The organism is Nocardiopsis sp. KDC1DS13DA1 (assembly GCF_055632325.1).
On record NZ_JBVMUY010000014.1, the window covers coordinates 49,167 to 63,652 of the forward strand.

At 74.1% G+C, this 14,486-nt stretch carries 10 protein-coding genes; 3 read left to right on the plus strand and 7 right to left on the minus strand.

Going from position 1 to position 14,486, the window contains the following annotated elements; all coding sequences use genetic code 11:
* Positions 1–32 precede the first annotated feature (32 nt).
* Positions 33–4,193 (minus strand): SCO7613 C-terminal domain-containing membrane protein, encoded by a 4,161-nt coding sequence (locus ACTVAJ_RS08395; protein WP_470387508.1) that lies wholly within the window; start codon positions 4,191–4,193, stop codon positions 33–35.
* A 471-nt stretch (positions 4,194–4,664) separates the two neighbouring features.
* Between ACTVAJ_RS08395 and ACTVAJ_RS08400 the strand changes: the two genes are divergently transcribed.
* The gene (locus tag ACTVAJ_RS08400; protein WP_470387866.1) at positions 4,665–5,318 is read left to right on the plus strand and encodes an aggregation-promoting factor C-terminal-like domain-containing protein; all 654 of its coding nucleotides are present in this window, start codon (positions 4,665–4,667) and stop codon (positions 5,316–5,318) included.
* Positions 5,319–5,373: 55 nt separating this feature from the next.
* Here ACTVAJ_RS08400 and ACTVAJ_RS08405 read toward each other — a convergent pair whose 3' ends face one another.
* The 5 genes from ACTVAJ_RS08405 to ACTVAJ_RS08425 all read right to left on the minus strand — a co-directional run bounded on the left by ACTVAJ_RS08405 (position 5,374) and on the right by ACTVAJ_RS08425 (position 10,438).
* Positions 5,374–7,272: a serine/threonine-protein kinase gene (locus ACTVAJ_RS08405; protein ID WP_470387509.1), complete on the minus strand. Its 1,899-nt coding sequence runs from the start codon at positions 7,270–7,272 to the stop codon at positions 5,374–5,376.
* A 171-nt stretch (positions 7,273–7,443) separates the two neighbouring features.
* Positions 7,444–8,835, minus strand: coding sequence for a class II fumarate hydratase (locus ACTVAJ_RS08410; protein ID WP_470387510.1), 1,392 nt, complete (start codon positions 8,833–8,835; stop codon positions 7,444–7,446).
* A gap of 118 nt (positions 8,836–8,953) precedes the next feature.
* The gene (locus ACTVAJ_RS08415) at positions 8,954–9,544 is read right to left on the minus strand and encodes a DUF1707 SHOCT-like domain-containing protein (RefSeq protein ID WP_470387867.1); all 591 of its coding nucleotides are present in this window, start codon (positions 9,542–9,544) and stop codon (positions 8,954–8,956) included.
* 109 nt (positions 9,545–9,653) lie between these two features.
* The gene (locus ACTVAJ_RS08420) at positions 9,654–10,076 is read right to left on the minus strand and encodes an RNHCP domain-containing protein (protein WP_470387511.1); all 423 of its coding nucleotides are present in this window, start codon (positions 10,074–10,076) and stop codon (positions 9,654–9,656) included.
* On the minus strand, positions 10,073–10,438 hold the full coding sequence (locus tag ACTVAJ_RS08425) for an RNHCP domain-containing protein (protein WP_470387512.1): 366 nt from the start codon (positions 10,436–10,438) through the stop codon (positions 10,073–10,075). The genes ACTVAJ_RS08420 and ACTVAJ_RS08425 overlap by 4 nt, the downstream gene beginning before the upstream one ends.
* 417 nt (positions 10,439–10,855) lie before the next feature.
* Here ACTVAJ_RS08425 and ACTVAJ_RS08430 point away from each other — a divergent pair, with 417 nt between their 5' ends.
* Positions 10,856–11,782, plus strand: coding sequence for an ABC transporter ATP-binding protein (locus ACTVAJ_RS08430; RefSeq protein WP_470387868.1), 927 nt, complete (start codon positions 10,856–10,858; stop codon positions 11,780–11,782).
* On the plus strand, positions 11,779–12,600 hold the full coding sequence (locus ACTVAJ_RS08435) for an ABC transporter permease (protein ID WP_470387513.1): 822 nt from the start codon (positions 11,779–11,781) through the stop codon (positions 12,598–12,600). The genes ACTVAJ_RS08430 and ACTVAJ_RS08435 overlap by 4 nt, the downstream gene beginning before the upstream one ends.
* Before the next feature lie 92 nt (positions 12,601–12,692).
* On the opposite strand, the gene ACTVAJ_RS08440 is transcribed toward ACTVAJ_RS08435, so the two are convergent.
* A complete protein-coding gene (locus ACTVAJ_RS08440; RefSeq protein ID WP_470387514.1) occupies positions 12,693–14,363 on the minus strand; it encodes a hypothetical protein in 1,671 nt (556 codons plus the stop codon).
* Positions 14,364–14,486: the final 123 nt, after the last annotated feature.

Sequence of the window (14,486 nt, forward strand, 5' to 3'; positions counted from 1 at the left end):
GCGCGGCCCGGGGCGGGTCGCGCGCGGTTCCCTCAGCGCATCCCGGACACCAGCGTCCCCACGCGGCGCAGCCGGGCCAGGTTGGACTCGTAGCGCGCACCCACCACGAGCAGGACCGCGCCGACGACGGCGAACGGTACCCAGTTGGGCAGCCGGACCGTGAGGTCCCACAGCGGCGGACCGAAGGCCCGCAGCGACGACAGCAGCAGGGCCGCCGCCCCCAGGGCCAACGCCGCCTGGAGCCGTGCCCGGAGCCCCCACACGGCGACGGCCAGGCCCGCCGCGAGCACGGCGGGCACCCGCCAGAGCATGTCGGAGCCGGCGAGCAGCATCACCACGGACGGCAGGAGCAGCAGCGCGAGGCCGCCCCCGTGCGCCGCCCAGCTTGACGGCGGTGGGACAGTCCTGCGGCTCCACTCCCACCCCACGACCAGCGCGGCCACCGCGGGGACGACGGTGTACGCCTCGGGGACGGTCACGCGCAAGGCCCCCAGCACGGTCCACAGCGCGGCGAGCATGAGCGCCCCGCCGACCACGGCCAGCCACCGGCGGCGCGGGCGGACGGCACTGGCCAGCGCGATGACACCCACGACCGCCAGGGCGAGGCCGACCACCTCTCCGCGCACCCCCGCGGCGGTCGCCACGGCCACCGCGAGCACGGCCCACAGCCCGGCGGGGACCTCCGCCGCCTCCAGCAGGGGGCTCCGCAGCCGGGGGGCGACCGCGGCCACCGCCGCGGCCAGGGCGACGGGCGTGAGCGCGGCGTACTCCACGGGCGCGCCCAGCGCCAGCGGCAACGCCAGCGCGAACGCCCCGGTGGCGGTCGTGGCCGCCGAGGTGGCGGCCACCGCCACGACCGTGGTCCTGGCCAGTGCGGCGGCGACCGCCCACACCACCGCGACGGCCATGAGGGAGGCGGTGAGGGCGTACCGCTCGGGCAGGGACCAGGCCAGCCCCAGGAACAGGGTGAACAGTCCCGAGGCGCCAAGCGCCCAGGCGACCCGGTGGTCCCTCGACAGCGCCGAACCCGCGGTCAGGGCGGCCCCCACCACGAGGGTCCACACGAGCGCCACGGCGAACGGTGCGCCGAGCACCACCGGGACGGGGACCAGCGCGGACGGTGTCACGAGCGCGACCGCGTGCGTCGTCCACCTCCGGGCGACGAGGAGGACCGCCCCCACGGCGAGCGCGCCGGAGAGGACGAGCCCGGACGCCACGGCCAGGGCCGTGCCCGTGCCGGGCTGGGCCGGGAGGCCGAGGACCGCGTACGCGGGCCGGAGCAGGGCCTCCGGGGAGACGGCGGTGAGGAAGGGGATCCGGGCGAACCCGGCCAGCACGGGCGCGCCGCGCGGCCCCGCGAGCAGCGGAACGATGGCGAGCACGGCCAGCCCGACCAGGCTGAACGCCGACGTCTCCGGTCGAGGGTGTCCCACCCCTGGGCGGCGCCGCCCGTGCGGGCGGGCGCGGCCGACCGCCAGCATCGCCGTCCCGACCAGGAGCGCGGACACGGCGAGCAGCCACCGGGGGACCGGGCCTGCCGCGACGACGGCCACCGAGACCAGGCAGACCGTGCCGACGGCGGTGCCCAGCGCGCCCAGTGCCAGTGCCGTCCACCGGCCCCTGGAGATGCGCCCGCTCGGATCCGGGACGGCGTCCCGGGGCAGCAGCAGCGCGTTGGCCAGGGACGCGGCGGCCACCACCACGACCACGAACAGGGTCGCGTGCCGTTCCGGAAGAGCCCACAGCAACCCGAGCAGGAGGGTGAGGGCACCGGTGATCCCGGGGACCCAGCCGGAGCCGTCCGCGATCCGGGACGTGCCCAGGGTGAGCGCGGCGCCGAGCAGCGCCGTCCACGCGACGGCCGCGGAGAAGGGCAGCCCGAGGATCACCGGCAGGGGTACCAGCGCGGTGGGCGCGGCGAGCGCGAGGGCCGTCGCGGTCCACCGGCGGTCGACGAGCCGGGCGACCACGACGACCAGCGCACCCGTCGCGACGACGCCGAGGGCCGTGCCGACGGCCGCGGCGGTGCTCTCCCGGGCCGGTAGCCCCAGCACCGCGTGCGCCGGTTCGAGCAGCGCCGACACCGGCGCCGACCACGGCGGGTGGGGGCGGGACGGGCCGGGGAGGACGGGGGAGGTCTCGGGGCCGGTCAGCAGCGGGGCGACCGGCAGCAGGAGCAGACCGGCGCCGGTGAGCAGCGTCGGGAGGACGGAGTCGTCCCACCCGGGCTTGGTGAAGGGGCTCGGCAGTCGGCCGAACAGCAGGGCGGTCGCGGCGGAGACGAGCACGAGCGCGGCCAGCAGCCAGCCCAGCGGCGCGGTCATCGCCCCGGTCACGCGCGCCCAGGCCAGCAGCGCACCGCCCACGAGCAGCGCGAGCGCCCACAGCACCGCGCCGGTCACGTACAGGGGGCGGGCGGGGCCGTCCGGCTGCCCAGCACCCGTCCGGGCCCGGAGGAGCACGACGACGAACGCTGTCGCCGCCACCAGCAGGGCCGCCGCCACGGTGCCGTGGACCGTCGGCAGCGACCAGCACACGCCCGTGACCACGGTGAGGACCCCCGTGCCCGCGGGCACCCAGCCCAGGTGGCCCGAGCGGGTGAGGGACGTGCCGAGGACGAGCGCCGCACCGCCCAGGACCGCCCAGACGGCCGCGGCGACTGCGGGGAAGCCCAGGAGCGGCGGCACCGCCAGCAGGGCGGCGGGGGCCGCCACGGCGGCCGCGGGCAGGACGAGCCGGGGCACCAGCAGGGCGGTCGCCCCCACGGCCAGGCCGGCGCCGAGGAGGACGGCGACCAGATAGCCCGCGCCGAGCGGGGGCAGCGCCTCCGGTACGGGGATCCCCAGCAGCGCGGCGATCGGGGTCGTGACGGCCGCGTTCCCAGCCGGCCACGGCGCCGCCGGGATCCGGGGCAGGGCGGGCAGGGAGGCGGGACCGGCGGCCAGCGGCAGCGCGCCCAGGGCCGTGAGGGCCGCGCCGGAGAACACGCGGGGCGGCACGTCGGGGCCGGGCAGGGGGCGCCGGGCGAACAGGAGGCCGGTCACCCCGAGCAGGAGGAGGCTCACGGCCACGGCCCACCAGCGCTCCGGCCCGACTCCCGTGTCGCCGCCGAAGAGGACGAGGCCGGACGCCCCGGCGGCGCCCACCCACAGGAGCAGGGCGCACACCAGCAGGGTCCGGACCGGACGCCCGGGACGCGGGTCTTCGAGCCGACGGGCGACGAGCAGGTCGGCCAGAGCGGTGGCGGCGACGGCGGGCAGCAGCCACCACCAGCGGGCTCCGCCCGGAGCGGCCAGTACCGCCAGGACGGCGACCGGTTGGGCCAGCAGGACCGCGATGACACGCGGCCCGGCCAGCGGGACGGCCAGCGGGTACAGCGCCATCAGGGTGACGATCACGGCGAGGGAGCACGCCGCGTATCCCGAGGCGTTGCCGAGGTCGTCGGACAGCAGGAACAGGGCGAGGGCGTCGACCCCGAGCAGGGCCGCCGCCAGGGCGCCGAAGGTCTCGGCGCTCGCGCGCAGTCCGCGCCGGTACAGGGGGTGGGCCACCCCGGCGAACAGCAGTGTGGTGGTGCCGAGCACGGTCGCGCGCGTGCCGGTGCCCATGTCGCTCCACGTCCAGACGGCGAACACCAGCGCCGCGACACCCACGAGGAGCCCGCCCAGGCCGAGGATGACGTTCTGCGCGGAGCGGCGGGTGACCTCTCCCACGCGGCTCGGTGCCGGTCGGGGCGGCCGCGGTCCCTGGGGCGGCGCAGCGGACCCGGACACGTCGAGCGGCACGGGCACGACGGCCCCGGCAGCGGACCACTGGTCTCCCGCGGTGCCGGGCACCTGGACGGGCGCGAGGCGGTCGTCACCGCCGCCGTCGTCACCGCCGCCGTCGTCACCGACGCGGGCGACGACCGGAGCGGCAGGGGGGAGCGGTGCCGGAGCGGCCGGCCGCGCGGCGTGGTGCGACTCCTGTCGAAGCGTGTGCAGGACGGCGGTGCGTTCGGTGCGCAGCGCGCGTTCGCGGTCGGCGAGCCCGGACAGCGCGCTGTCGATCCGCCACAGGTGTGCGGCGGTGGGGCCCACGAGCAGGATCCCGCACCGGGCGCAGGCGCGGGGGCGGTCGCCCAGCGGCGCACGGCAGTCCGGGCACCGCGAACCCGGGACCGCTCGGTGCGGTGGAGGTCCTTGCTGGTTCATGCCGCCATCCTGGTCCGGTCGCGCCCCGACGGCATCCGTACGGGTACTCAGACGGTGTCGTTCCGGGCGTGCCGCCGCCCACCGGAGCGGTTCGGGAGAGACTTCCCACGACCTTCCCGGATTGACCCGCCCTTGACTCTTCGTGTCTCTTTGCTGGTCAGGAGGCCGCAAATACGACACATTCCGTAATGTGACCCAAGGCACAGTAAAAGTGGAGTCACTTTACCGTGACGGTAGTGCAGGCTGAATCCGCTGCACAGAGTGTCCCCGCCCCGCGCGGGACCCCTCGCCGCGGTGGGTCCGAACGGAGCGCTTCCTCCGTCCCCACCGTGCACGGCACGCGCCCCGAGGCCGCGTGTCCCCCCGCGAACGTGCGCGACCGCGCCACCTGTGCAGGCGACCACCCGTCCCACCAGGGATCTCCCTGCCGGACACCCCCTCTTGGGAAAGGCAACCGTGGTACTCAACCGAATGTCGCTGCGGATCGGTGCGGCGGTCGGTGCGGCGGCCCTCGTCGCCGGTGCGACCTTCACCGTCGTCGCCTTCGCCGACGACGACGTGGAACCCGGCGCGGCCGCCAGCGCAGCCGGCGTCGACGGGCCAGGTGCCGAGGCGCCCGCCGCCGACACCGACGCGGAGGACGACTTCTTCGCCTCCGAGGAACTGACCGACGAGGATCTCCAGAGCCGGCGGTCCCAGGCCGAGCAGGAGCGCGACACCGCTCTCGGCGCGGGCGTGCGCACCTCCCGGGCCCAGGGAAACGACATCGTCGAGGAGCCGGAGGAGGAAGAGGAGGACTCGGCCGACGCCCCCGCGTTCACGGGCGACCCCAAGACCATCGCGCTCGACATGGTTCTGGCCCAGGGCTGGGCGGAGAGCGAGTTCAGCGGCTGCCTCGAACCCCTCTGGGAGAAGGAGAGCAACTGGAACCACACGGCGCAGAACGCCAGTTCCGGTGCCTACGGCATCCCCCAGGCCTATCCCGGTGACAGGATGGCCAGCCACGGCGACGACTGGCGGACCAACCCCGCCACCCAGATCGCGTGGGGCATCGACTACATCAAGGGCACCTACGGCACCCCGTGCGAGGCCTGGGCCCACTCCCAGGCCAACGGCTGGTACTGACCGCCGCCTGCCGAGCGGACGCGGGCCGCGCCGCCCGCGTCCGCTCGGCCCCGGGTCACCGCGGGGCCGGGACGAAGGTCTCGACGACCTCCGCGGGGAGGTCGTCGTAGAGGTCGGCGTCGGCCCGCGGGACATTGACGCTCACGAGGTAGAAGAACCGCACGTCCCCGTCCTCGAAGCTGATCGCGACCCGCCAGAACCGCCGCTCGGTGGTGGCCCACTGCTCGTTGGTGAAGTCCGCCGCCACCCGCGCGACATCCCAGTCCTCGTTCCAGGAGTCGGGGAAGTCGCCGCTGTCGACCTGCTCCAGGTCCAGCTGCCGGTAGTCCCTCGTGACGTCGCCCTCCACGATGCTCGTCCCGCCCTCGGTCTCCTCCAGGAACTCCGCGCTGCCGCGGTCGTAGACCTGCTCCGTCCACGCGGCGACCTGGACCTGGTGGTCGTTGCCGGGAGCGGCGAAGAACACGCGGCCCTCGTCGATCTCGCCGTCACGGACCGTCCACCCGGACGGGTAGTCCACGGTGAACCACCGGGAGCTGAAGCCCGTCAGGTCGTCGTAGGACTGCGGGTGGCCGTCGTCGCCGTCGTCCCGACCCCCGGTCGCGGGCGCGCCGCTCCCGGGGGGTTGGGCGACCGCCGACGGATCATCGGTGGGCCGTTCGCCCGAACGGACGACGAGGGCGGCCGCGACCACCACGATGAGCACCACGGCCACACCGGCCGCACCCAGACCGATCAGTAGTTTGCCCGTCGAGCCCGTTCCGGGGCGGCGGCCGCCGTGCCCGCCCGAGGGGACGGGGCCGGTGTCCGAGCGGACGGGACCCGTCGTACCGGCGGGGGCGGGACCGTAGGGGGGACGCGGCGGATAGGCGGGACTGTGCGGAGCGGGTCCGTGCCCCGGGAAGGGCGTCGTCGGACCGTGGCTGTGCTGGGGGCCCGTGTACGGTCCCGCGGGCCCGGTGCCGGGTACCGGGTACCCGCCGCCGGGTGCGTGGTGGGGGGCTCCCGCGCCGGGGCCCGGGCGGGCGCCGCCGGGGTGACCCGCGGAGCCGGGCGCGGCCGCACCCGGACCCGCGGCCGGTGCGGCCCCCGCGCCGCCGACCGCTCCCGAGGGCTGCGCACCGGTGCCCCCGGCACCGCGGTCGCGCAGCAGGGCCAGTGCCCCGTCGGCGCTCAGCCGCCGGTCCGGATCCCGTTCCAGGAGCCCGGAGATGACCGGTTCCAGCCACCCGGCGCGTGTCATCGGCGGCAGCGGCGCGGAGACCACCGCGGCGATCGCGGCCGTGATGCTGTCGCGGCGGAACGGCGAGGCGCCCTCCACGGCCGCGAACAGGGTCACGCCGATGCTCCACAGGTCGCCCCGGTGTTCGGCGGGGCCGCCCTCCAGGCGCTCCGGAGGCATGTACTCGGGCGAGCCGATGAGGGCCCCGGTACGGGTGATGCTCGGTCCGCCCTCCATCGTGGCGATACCGAAGTCCGTGAGGAGGACCCGGCCGTCCGCGGACATCATGATGTTGCCGGGCTTGATGTCGCGGTGCAGGACCCCGGCCTCGTCGGCCGCCCGCACCGCCCGCAGGAGGGACTCGGCGACCGTCGCCACGGTGTCCGTGTCCAGCGGGCCGCGCTCGGCGAGCAGGTTCGCCAGTGATCCGCCCTCGACGAGTTCCATGACCACCCACGGGTCGCCCTCGAAGACGAACACGTCGTGGATGGTGATCACGGTGGGGTGGCGCACACGCGCCGCCGACCGGGCCTCCCGGCGGACCCGCGCGTGCGCGTCCTCGCGCTCCGACGCGGTGAAGTGGTCGGGCAGGAGCACCTGTTTGACGGCGACGACGCGGTCCAGAGACGGGTCGAAGGCCTCCCAGACGACGCCCATCCCGCCGCGTCCGAGTTCGCGGCGGAGGACGTAACGGTCCGCGACGACGCGCTCACGGTCGCTGTTGCTCGACATGTATCGCCCTCTCGGCGGGCTCAGTTCGGGTGCTCTGACACGAATGTCGGACGTCGCCCGAACCGAAAAGGTTCCTGGGAAGGGGAGGGAACCACACCCGGGAGGGCGGTCCCGGACCCAGGACGCGGGGCGCCCCGCCGAGGTGGGGCGCCCCGCCGCCGAGATCCGTGCCTACTGGCGCGCGTTGGTCATCTTCAGGACGTCGAGGGCCGCGTCGAGCTGCTCCTCGGTGAGCTTGCCGTCCTCGACGTAGCCGCGCTCGATGACCACCTGGCGGATGGTCTTGCGCTCGGCCAGCGACTGCTTGGCGACCTTGGCGGCCTCCTCGTAGCCGATGTAGCGGTTGAGCGGGGTGACGATCGAGGGGGAGGACTCCGCGTAGGTGCGGCACTGCTCCTCGTCGGCCTCGATCCCCGCGACGCAGCGGTCCGCGAACACGCGCGAGACGTTGGCCAGCAGGCGGATCGACTCCAGCACGTTGCGGGCGATCATCGGCAGCTGGACGTTGAGCTCGAAGTTGCCGCTCGCGCCGCCGAACGCCACTGCCGCGTCGTTCCCGACGACCTGCGAGGAGACCTGGAGCATGGCCTCGCACAGGACCGGGTTGACCTTGCCCGGCATGATCGACGAACCCGGCTGGAGGTCGGGGAGGCGGACCTCGGACAGGCCGGTGGTCGGGCCCGAACCCATCCAGCGGATGTCGTTGGCGATCTTGCAGTAGGCCACGGCGATCGTCCGCAGCTGGCCGGACAGCTCCACCAGCCCGTCGCGGGCGCCCTGGGCCTCGAAGTGGTCGCGGGCCTCGGTCAGCGGGAGACCGGTGTTCACGGCGATCTCGGCGATGACGCGGGCGGCGAACCCGTCCGGGGTGTTGATGCCGGTGCCGACGGCGGTGCCGCCCAGGGGCAGTTCGGCCACGCGCGGCAGGACGGCCTCCAGGCGCTCGACGCCGTAGCGCACCTGGGCGGCGAACCCGGCGAACTCCTGGCCGAGGGTGACCGGGGTGGCGTCCATGAGGTGGGTGCGGCCGCTCTTGACGACGGACGCGAACTCGATCGACTTGCGGGTGAGCTCGCCCTCCAGGTGCCGCAGCGCCGGGATCAGGTCGTTCTGGACGGCTGAGGTGGCGGCGATGTGGATGGAGGACGGGAAGACGTCGTTGGAGGACTGCGACGCGTTGACGTGGTCGTTGGGGTGCACGTCCAGGCCGGTGCGCTCCCTGGCGAGCGTGGCCACGACCTCGTTGGTGTTCATGTTGCTGGAGGTGCCGGACCCCGTCTGGAAGACGTCGATCGGGAACTCGTCGTTCCACCGGCCCTCGGCGACCTCCAGGGCCGCGTCGCGGATGGCCTTGCCGAATTCGTCGCTGATGACGCCGAGTTCCGCGTTGACCTTGGCCGCGGCGGCCTTGATCTGGCCGAGCGCGGCGACGTGGGCGCCCTCCAGGCCCTGGCCCGAGATCGGGAAGTTCTCGACCGCGCGCTGCGTCTGGGCCCGCCACTTGGCCTCGGCGGGAACCCTGACCTCACCCATCGAGTCGTGCTCGATGCGGAACTCACTCATTGCAACCCATCCCTCCTGGGAAAACCTGTGAGTCACAGACTGCCAGACGCGCGACCGGCCCCGGCCACTCACCCTGAGTTGGCGGTGTTGCGCGCGTCATGTCCGCGTCCGCGCGGGTTCAGGACCCGATTCCGCGCCGCCGGGGACGCCGCCGCCAGCCCAGGAACCGGCGCCTCCTCGGGGCCCGCACCCGGACGGAGCCCAGCAGGCTGAAACCGTCGATCTCCACCACGGGCGGGTGCGACAGGGCCGACGGGCGGGCCGACGTCGTGCGCAGACCGAGGAAGGACCAGCCGCGCAGACGCACCTCGACGCCCTCCGGGACGTCGATCTCGACGCGGCCCAGGACGGCGGTCACCGTCATCCGGTGGTGGTTGCGCAGCAGCAGGGCCTCGCGCATGTCCACGTCGACGCGTCCGGCGAGCGCGGCCACGTGCTCGCCGGGGACCGCGACCCAGCGGCCGCGTCGGCTGAGCGTGCCGAACAGGGCGAGGGCCGGCTGGGGCTCCAGACGGACGGGCTGCTGTTCGGCGGGGAGGAGGTCGGCGGTCAGTCCGGGGAGCTCACCGAGGGTCCGCGCCTCCTGCGCGCGTCCACTGCGCTCCTCGAACTCCTCCAGGTCCAGGCGTCCGTCGGCCGCGGCGTCGCGCAGCACCCCCAGGACCCGTTCCCGGTCGCTGTGGGAGGCGCGCAGCCGGGCTGGGGACACTTCCTCACTCACACCGCCAGACTAGGGGAGACGGGCACCCGGGCGGGACCCCGTCCGCCGGGCCGCCTGGCGGGCGGCACGGCGGACGGAGCGGGCCGGGGCGTGCGCCCTACAGGTGGAGGAGGGCCCGTCGCGGGACGGATCCGTCCGCCAGGGGGCGGACCGCGAGCCGGACCAGGGCGCGGGCGTTGTCGTCCCCCGCCACACGGTTGGCGCTGAGCTCTCCGCAGCGGACGCAGCGGTGGACGAGCAGCCACTCCCCGTCCGGTCGCGCGGCCAGGCTCAGCGCGGCCATCCGTCCCCGGCAGTCGGACCGGCGGTCGCCGGGGACCCGCCCGTCCACGTGCAGACTCGTCAGACAGTGCGGGCAGTGGTTGCGGTGCGCGGTGCCCGGTGCGTCGACCGGGATCTGGAGCCCGCACCCCGTACAGCGGAACGCCCGGGCCCGGCCGGACTCGCCGTGGACGTGCGTCACGGACTTGCGCCGCTGCGGACGGCGCCCGCGCGCGGTGTTGCGCCGGCCCACGGTCACACCTCCCCGAACAGGTCGAGCGGGAAGGGCGGGTCGGCGAGCGGACGCACGGCGATCCGCATGAGCACGAGGTGGTTGTCGTCCGCGCGGACGGTGCTCTCGGACATCTCGTCGCACAGCGTGCAGCGGTGGACGAGCAGCCAGGATCCGCCGCGCGGGACCGCGATCGAGATCGGCGCCATGCGCCCGCCGCAGGGCGGGGCGCCGCCGTCCGCCCGTTCGACGACGTGCCTGGAGCTCAGGCAGCTCGGACAGTGGTCGCGCGGGGTGCCGTCGGGATCGAGGGCGGACACGGTGAGGCCGCAGCGCACACAGGTGAACGCGGAGGCACTGGTGGTGTGGTCGGGTTCGGTGGTGGACACCCGGGAACTCCTTGCTGGGCGGTTCGGGACATCAGCAGGAGGAGCGCCGAGCGGTTCTCGACGGCGGGGCGGGTCGGGTCAGACGGCCGAACGGGGCCGGGGACGCGGACCGCCCGTACGTGTGTGAGGCGCGCTCGGCGCTGTCCGGGTCATACTCACCGTTCCTCGTCCCGCCGGGGCTCGGCCCGCGGGGTCGTCTGTCGTCACCGGGTGTCGATCGTAGGATCCCCGGTCGGCCGGGGCAACGGATTTTCTCCGCTGGCGGCGTGCGGTGGCGGGCGCCGCCCCGGCCGCCCGGCGCTCCGGCCGGGGTTGTCCACAGGCGGGGAAAAGTGCTGGATCTCGGTACCGCCCGATGCCTACGGTTGGCCCATGAGCACATCACTCCCCGGCCGCCGGGCGCCCGGAAGCGCCGCCATGAGCGGCCGGGACGCCCCGGCCGTGCCCGCCCTGCTCCTGCGCGGGGTCGTCAAGCGCTTCGGTTCCCTCACCGCCGTCAACGGCCTCGACCTGGAGGTCCCCCAGGGCATCGTCCTCGGTCTCCTCGGCCCCAACGGGGCGGGCAAGTCGACCACCATGCGGATGCTCACCGCGCAGAGCCTGGCCGACGAGGGCGAGATCCGCATCCTCGGGCACGGGATCCCGGCCGAGTCCAAGTGGGCCCGTGCCCGCATGGGCGTCGTCCCCCAGCACGACAACCTCGACGAGGAGCTCACCGTCGAGCAGAACCTGAGGATGTTCACGTACCTGTACCGGGTCCCGCGTCGGCACCGGGCGGAGTCCGTCTCCCGCGCCCTGCGCCTGGCCCAGCTCGTCGGCCGGGGCGACACCCGGGTCGACGACCTGTCCGGGGGGATGCGCCGCCGCCTGCTCATCGTCCGCGCCCTGCTGCACCGCCCCGAACTCGTCCTCATGGACGAACCCACCGTCGGCCTCGACCCCCAGGTGCGCCAGGACCTGTGGAGCGTCATCTCCGCCCTGCGGGACCAGGGGGTCACGGTCCTGATGTCCACGCACTACATCGAGGAGGCCGAACGCCTCTCCGACGAGGTCGCCCTCATGGCCAGCGGCAGGGTGGTCGAGCGCGGCACCCCCGCGGACCTGGTGGCCAAGTACGCGGGGGCGACCGTGGAGGAGTACACACCCGGGGCGGAGGGTGTCGACGCGCTCGAACGCCTCATCCACGGGCAGGGCTTCACCACCCGCCGTACCGGCACCACCCTGTCCGTGCTGCGCGCGGAGGAGCTGCCCGACTCACTGCGCGACCGGCTCGGCCAGCCCCAGCGCCGGGCCAGCAACCTGGAGGACGTGTTCGTGACCCTGACGGGAGAGACCTTCGAATGACCCTGGAACAGACCCGTGCGGACGCGCGCCCGGAGACGCACGCGCGGCCCGGGCGGTTCGAGATGGACGCGGTCATGGGCGTCGTCGCGCGCGAGTGGATCCTCTTCCGCGAGTCCTGGAGCTCGACCACCTTCGCCGCCGTGGTCGAACCCACCCTGTACCTGCTCGCCTTCGGCTTCGGTATGGGCGCCCTCGTCGGGACGCTCGCCGGCTACGACTACATCGACTTCCTCGGCACCGGCATCGTGGCGGTGTCGGTCATGTTCCAGTCGATGATGCCCGGCGTCATCAACACCTTCATCAAACGGAAGTTCCAGCACACCTACGAGGGGATCCTCGCCGCCCCCGTGGACGTGCGCGAGGTGGTGACCGGTGAGGCCCTGTGGCTGGCGGTGCGCTCCGGGACCTACGGCTGCGTACCGCTGCTCGTGGCGGTCTGCTTCGGGCTCAGGCCGGGCCCCTGGGCGTTGCTCGTGCCGCTCGTCGCCTTCGTCGCGGGCTTCGCCTTCGCCCTCTTCGGGATCTGGATCTCGGCGGTGATCAGGTCGGTGCGGTCGATGGACTACGTGTTCAGCGGGCTGTTCACGCCGCTGTTCCTCATGGCGGGGACGTTCTTCCCGCTCACCGAGCTGCCCGGGTGGGTGCAGGTGGGGGCCATGGCCAACCCGCTGTACCACGCGGTCGAACTCATCCGGGGCGCGGTGTTCGGGGACATCGCCCCGGGTGCCGTGCTCCTGCACGTCGCGGTGATGCTGGTGTTCATCGTGCTCATCTGGTTCCTGGCCGTCCACCAGCTCCGGCGCCGCGTCGTCAGCTGAGGCCCGGCGGGCGGCGCGGTCGGGACCGGGAAGGCCGACGGCGCGGGAGGGGCCCCTCCCGCGCCGTCCGTTCAGCTGCTCCGGCCGGGGGGCTACTCCCCGGCGCTGGGCGACCACCGCAGTTCCAGGCTGCTGCGGCGCCCCTCCTCGGTGACGCTCAGGGCCAGACCCACCGCGCCCCACTGGCCGGGATCGGCGACGTCCTCAGCGGGAACCACCTGTCGCAGGTCGAAGAACCCGGCGAGGACCGCGTCGTCCATGTCCTGCATGGTCTGCTGGAACACCGGGTCGTCGGCCAGCGCGCCCGTCCCGCTGGTGCCGCGCGAGACCAGCACGGTGTCGCCGTCGCTGCTCACACCGGGGGGTGTGGAGTAGGTGTCGGAGAACACCCCGTCGACGAGGTCGCCGAGCACCTGCTCGTCACCGCCCACGGCGCGGTACTCGAACGCGAAGTCCTCACCGGAGCCGCCCCCGTAGGAGGACCCGAAGAAGGAGTCCGGGTCGATGCTGGTGATCCCGAACGCGGTCGACGAACCGAGCAGGCCGCCGAGGCTCTCCGGCAGCGGCACGCCCAGGGAGTTGAACTCGCGGTCGATCTCGGTGCGCTCACCGCTGCTCATCGGCAACTGGTCGTTCTCGTAGGCCTCGGTCAGGGCCTGGTCCAGACCGTCGGCGCCCACCGCGATCACGGTGTCCTCGGGCAGGGTCCCCATGGCCTCCACGGCCGCCCCCGGGGTCTCCGAGAGCCACGACAGGTCGGCCTGCTCGAACTCGAAGTCGAAGAAGTCCGTCCGCGCCTCCAGGTAGTCGCCGTCCACCCGTACGGACGCGGTCATCCGGCCGCTCAGGCTCTCGACGTCCTCGCTGCCGAAGGACGAGCCCATGGCGTACCCCTCGGTGAACGCGTCGATCCGCGTCAGGGCGGCGCCGTCGGCCCAGGCCGCGGCCAGACTGCCGGAGGGCAGGTCGGACATGTCGGAGGAGAACACGTCGTCGCGCTCCAGCGGGCCGAACTCCGCCATCTGGTCCTGGAGGTCGTCCAGGCTGTCCGGGTCGGACAGGAGAGCGAAACCGTCCACGACCTCGTAGGCCATACCGTCCCCGTCCAGGTCGGAGAGGGTCTCCTCGGCCAGCTGCTCGTCGGTCACCGCCAGCGCGAACGCGCCGGAGACGCCTTCGTCGTTGGCGTCCGACGGCCAGACGGCGACCCCCGCCCGCTGGCCGATCCACTCCTCGACCTCGCTCTGGCGGGCGTCGGGGAAGATCTCGGTGAAGCTCTCCGCGAAGGTCTCGGTCATGTCGCCGTCGGGTTCACCCATCTCCTCGGTGATCTCGGCCGGGAGCCGGTCGACGAACCGGAGCAGCTCGATCGCCTGGGAACCGTCGATGGACAGGTCGATCTTGGCGAAGGCCGCCGCGCTCGCGGGCAGGACGGACTCCGGCTGCGGACCGCCGAAGTCGACCAGCGCCACCGTGGCCCAGACCGTGCTCGCCATGACCACGCCCGCCACGGCGATGGCCGAGGGGATCAGCCAGCGGTTCCGCCCGCCGCCCGACGGCGGAATCTGCCCGCCCGAGAAGTTGCCGCCCGGGTACCGCCCTCCGGGCGGCGGACCGCCCGGAGGCGGCCCACCGGGCATACCGCCGCCCGGGTACGGGGGCTGACCGGGTACGCCGCCCTGGGGCGGCGGGAAGCCCGGTGCGGGCTGCCCGGGCCGGGGCGGCTGCCACTGGGGCTGCTGCGGGGGATCGGGGTAGGACATCGGACCTCCGATGAGGGGAAACTCGGTGTGCGGCCGCACTGGGGGATCTGATGCGCGCGCACCCCGTCACGGTTCCCGTCGTCTTCGTGTTTGCTGTGTGACGGTTGCTGTACACAGCGGCGG

What these genes read in the sequence shown, in the direction of transcription:
- ACTVAJ_RS08395 (WP_470387508.1), bottom strand. Translation starts at nt 4,193, where the DNA reads ATGAACCAGCAAGGACCTCCACCGCACCGAGCGGTCCCGGGTTCGCGG.
- ACTVAJ_RS08400 (WP_470387866.1), top strand. Translation starts at nt 4,665, where the DNA reads ATGTCGCTGCGGATCGGTGCGGCGGTCGGTGCGGCGGCCCTCGTCGCC.
- ACTVAJ_RS08405 (WP_470387509.1), bottom strand. Translation starts at nt 7,272, where the DNA reads ATGTCGAGCAACAGCGACCGTGAGCGCGTCGTCGCGGACCGTTACGTC.
- ACTVAJ_RS08410 (WP_470387510.1), bottom strand. Translation starts at nt 8,835, where the DNA reads ATGAGTGAGTTCCGCATCGAGCACGACTCGATGGGTGAGGTCAGGGTT.
- ACTVAJ_RS08430 (WP_470387868.1), top strand. Translation starts at nt 10,856, where the DNA reads ATGAGCGGCCGGGACGCCCCGGCCGTGCCCGCCCTGCTCCTGCGCGGG.
- ACTVAJ_RS08435 (WP_470387513.1), top strand. Translation starts at nt 11,779, where the DNA reads ATGACCCTGGAACAGACCCGTGCGGACGCGCGCCCGGAGACGCACGCG.
- ACTVAJ_RS08440 (WP_470387514.1), bottom strand. Translation starts at nt 14,363, where the DNA reads ATGTCCTACCCCGATCCCCCGCAGCAGCCCCAGTGGCAGCCGCCCCGG.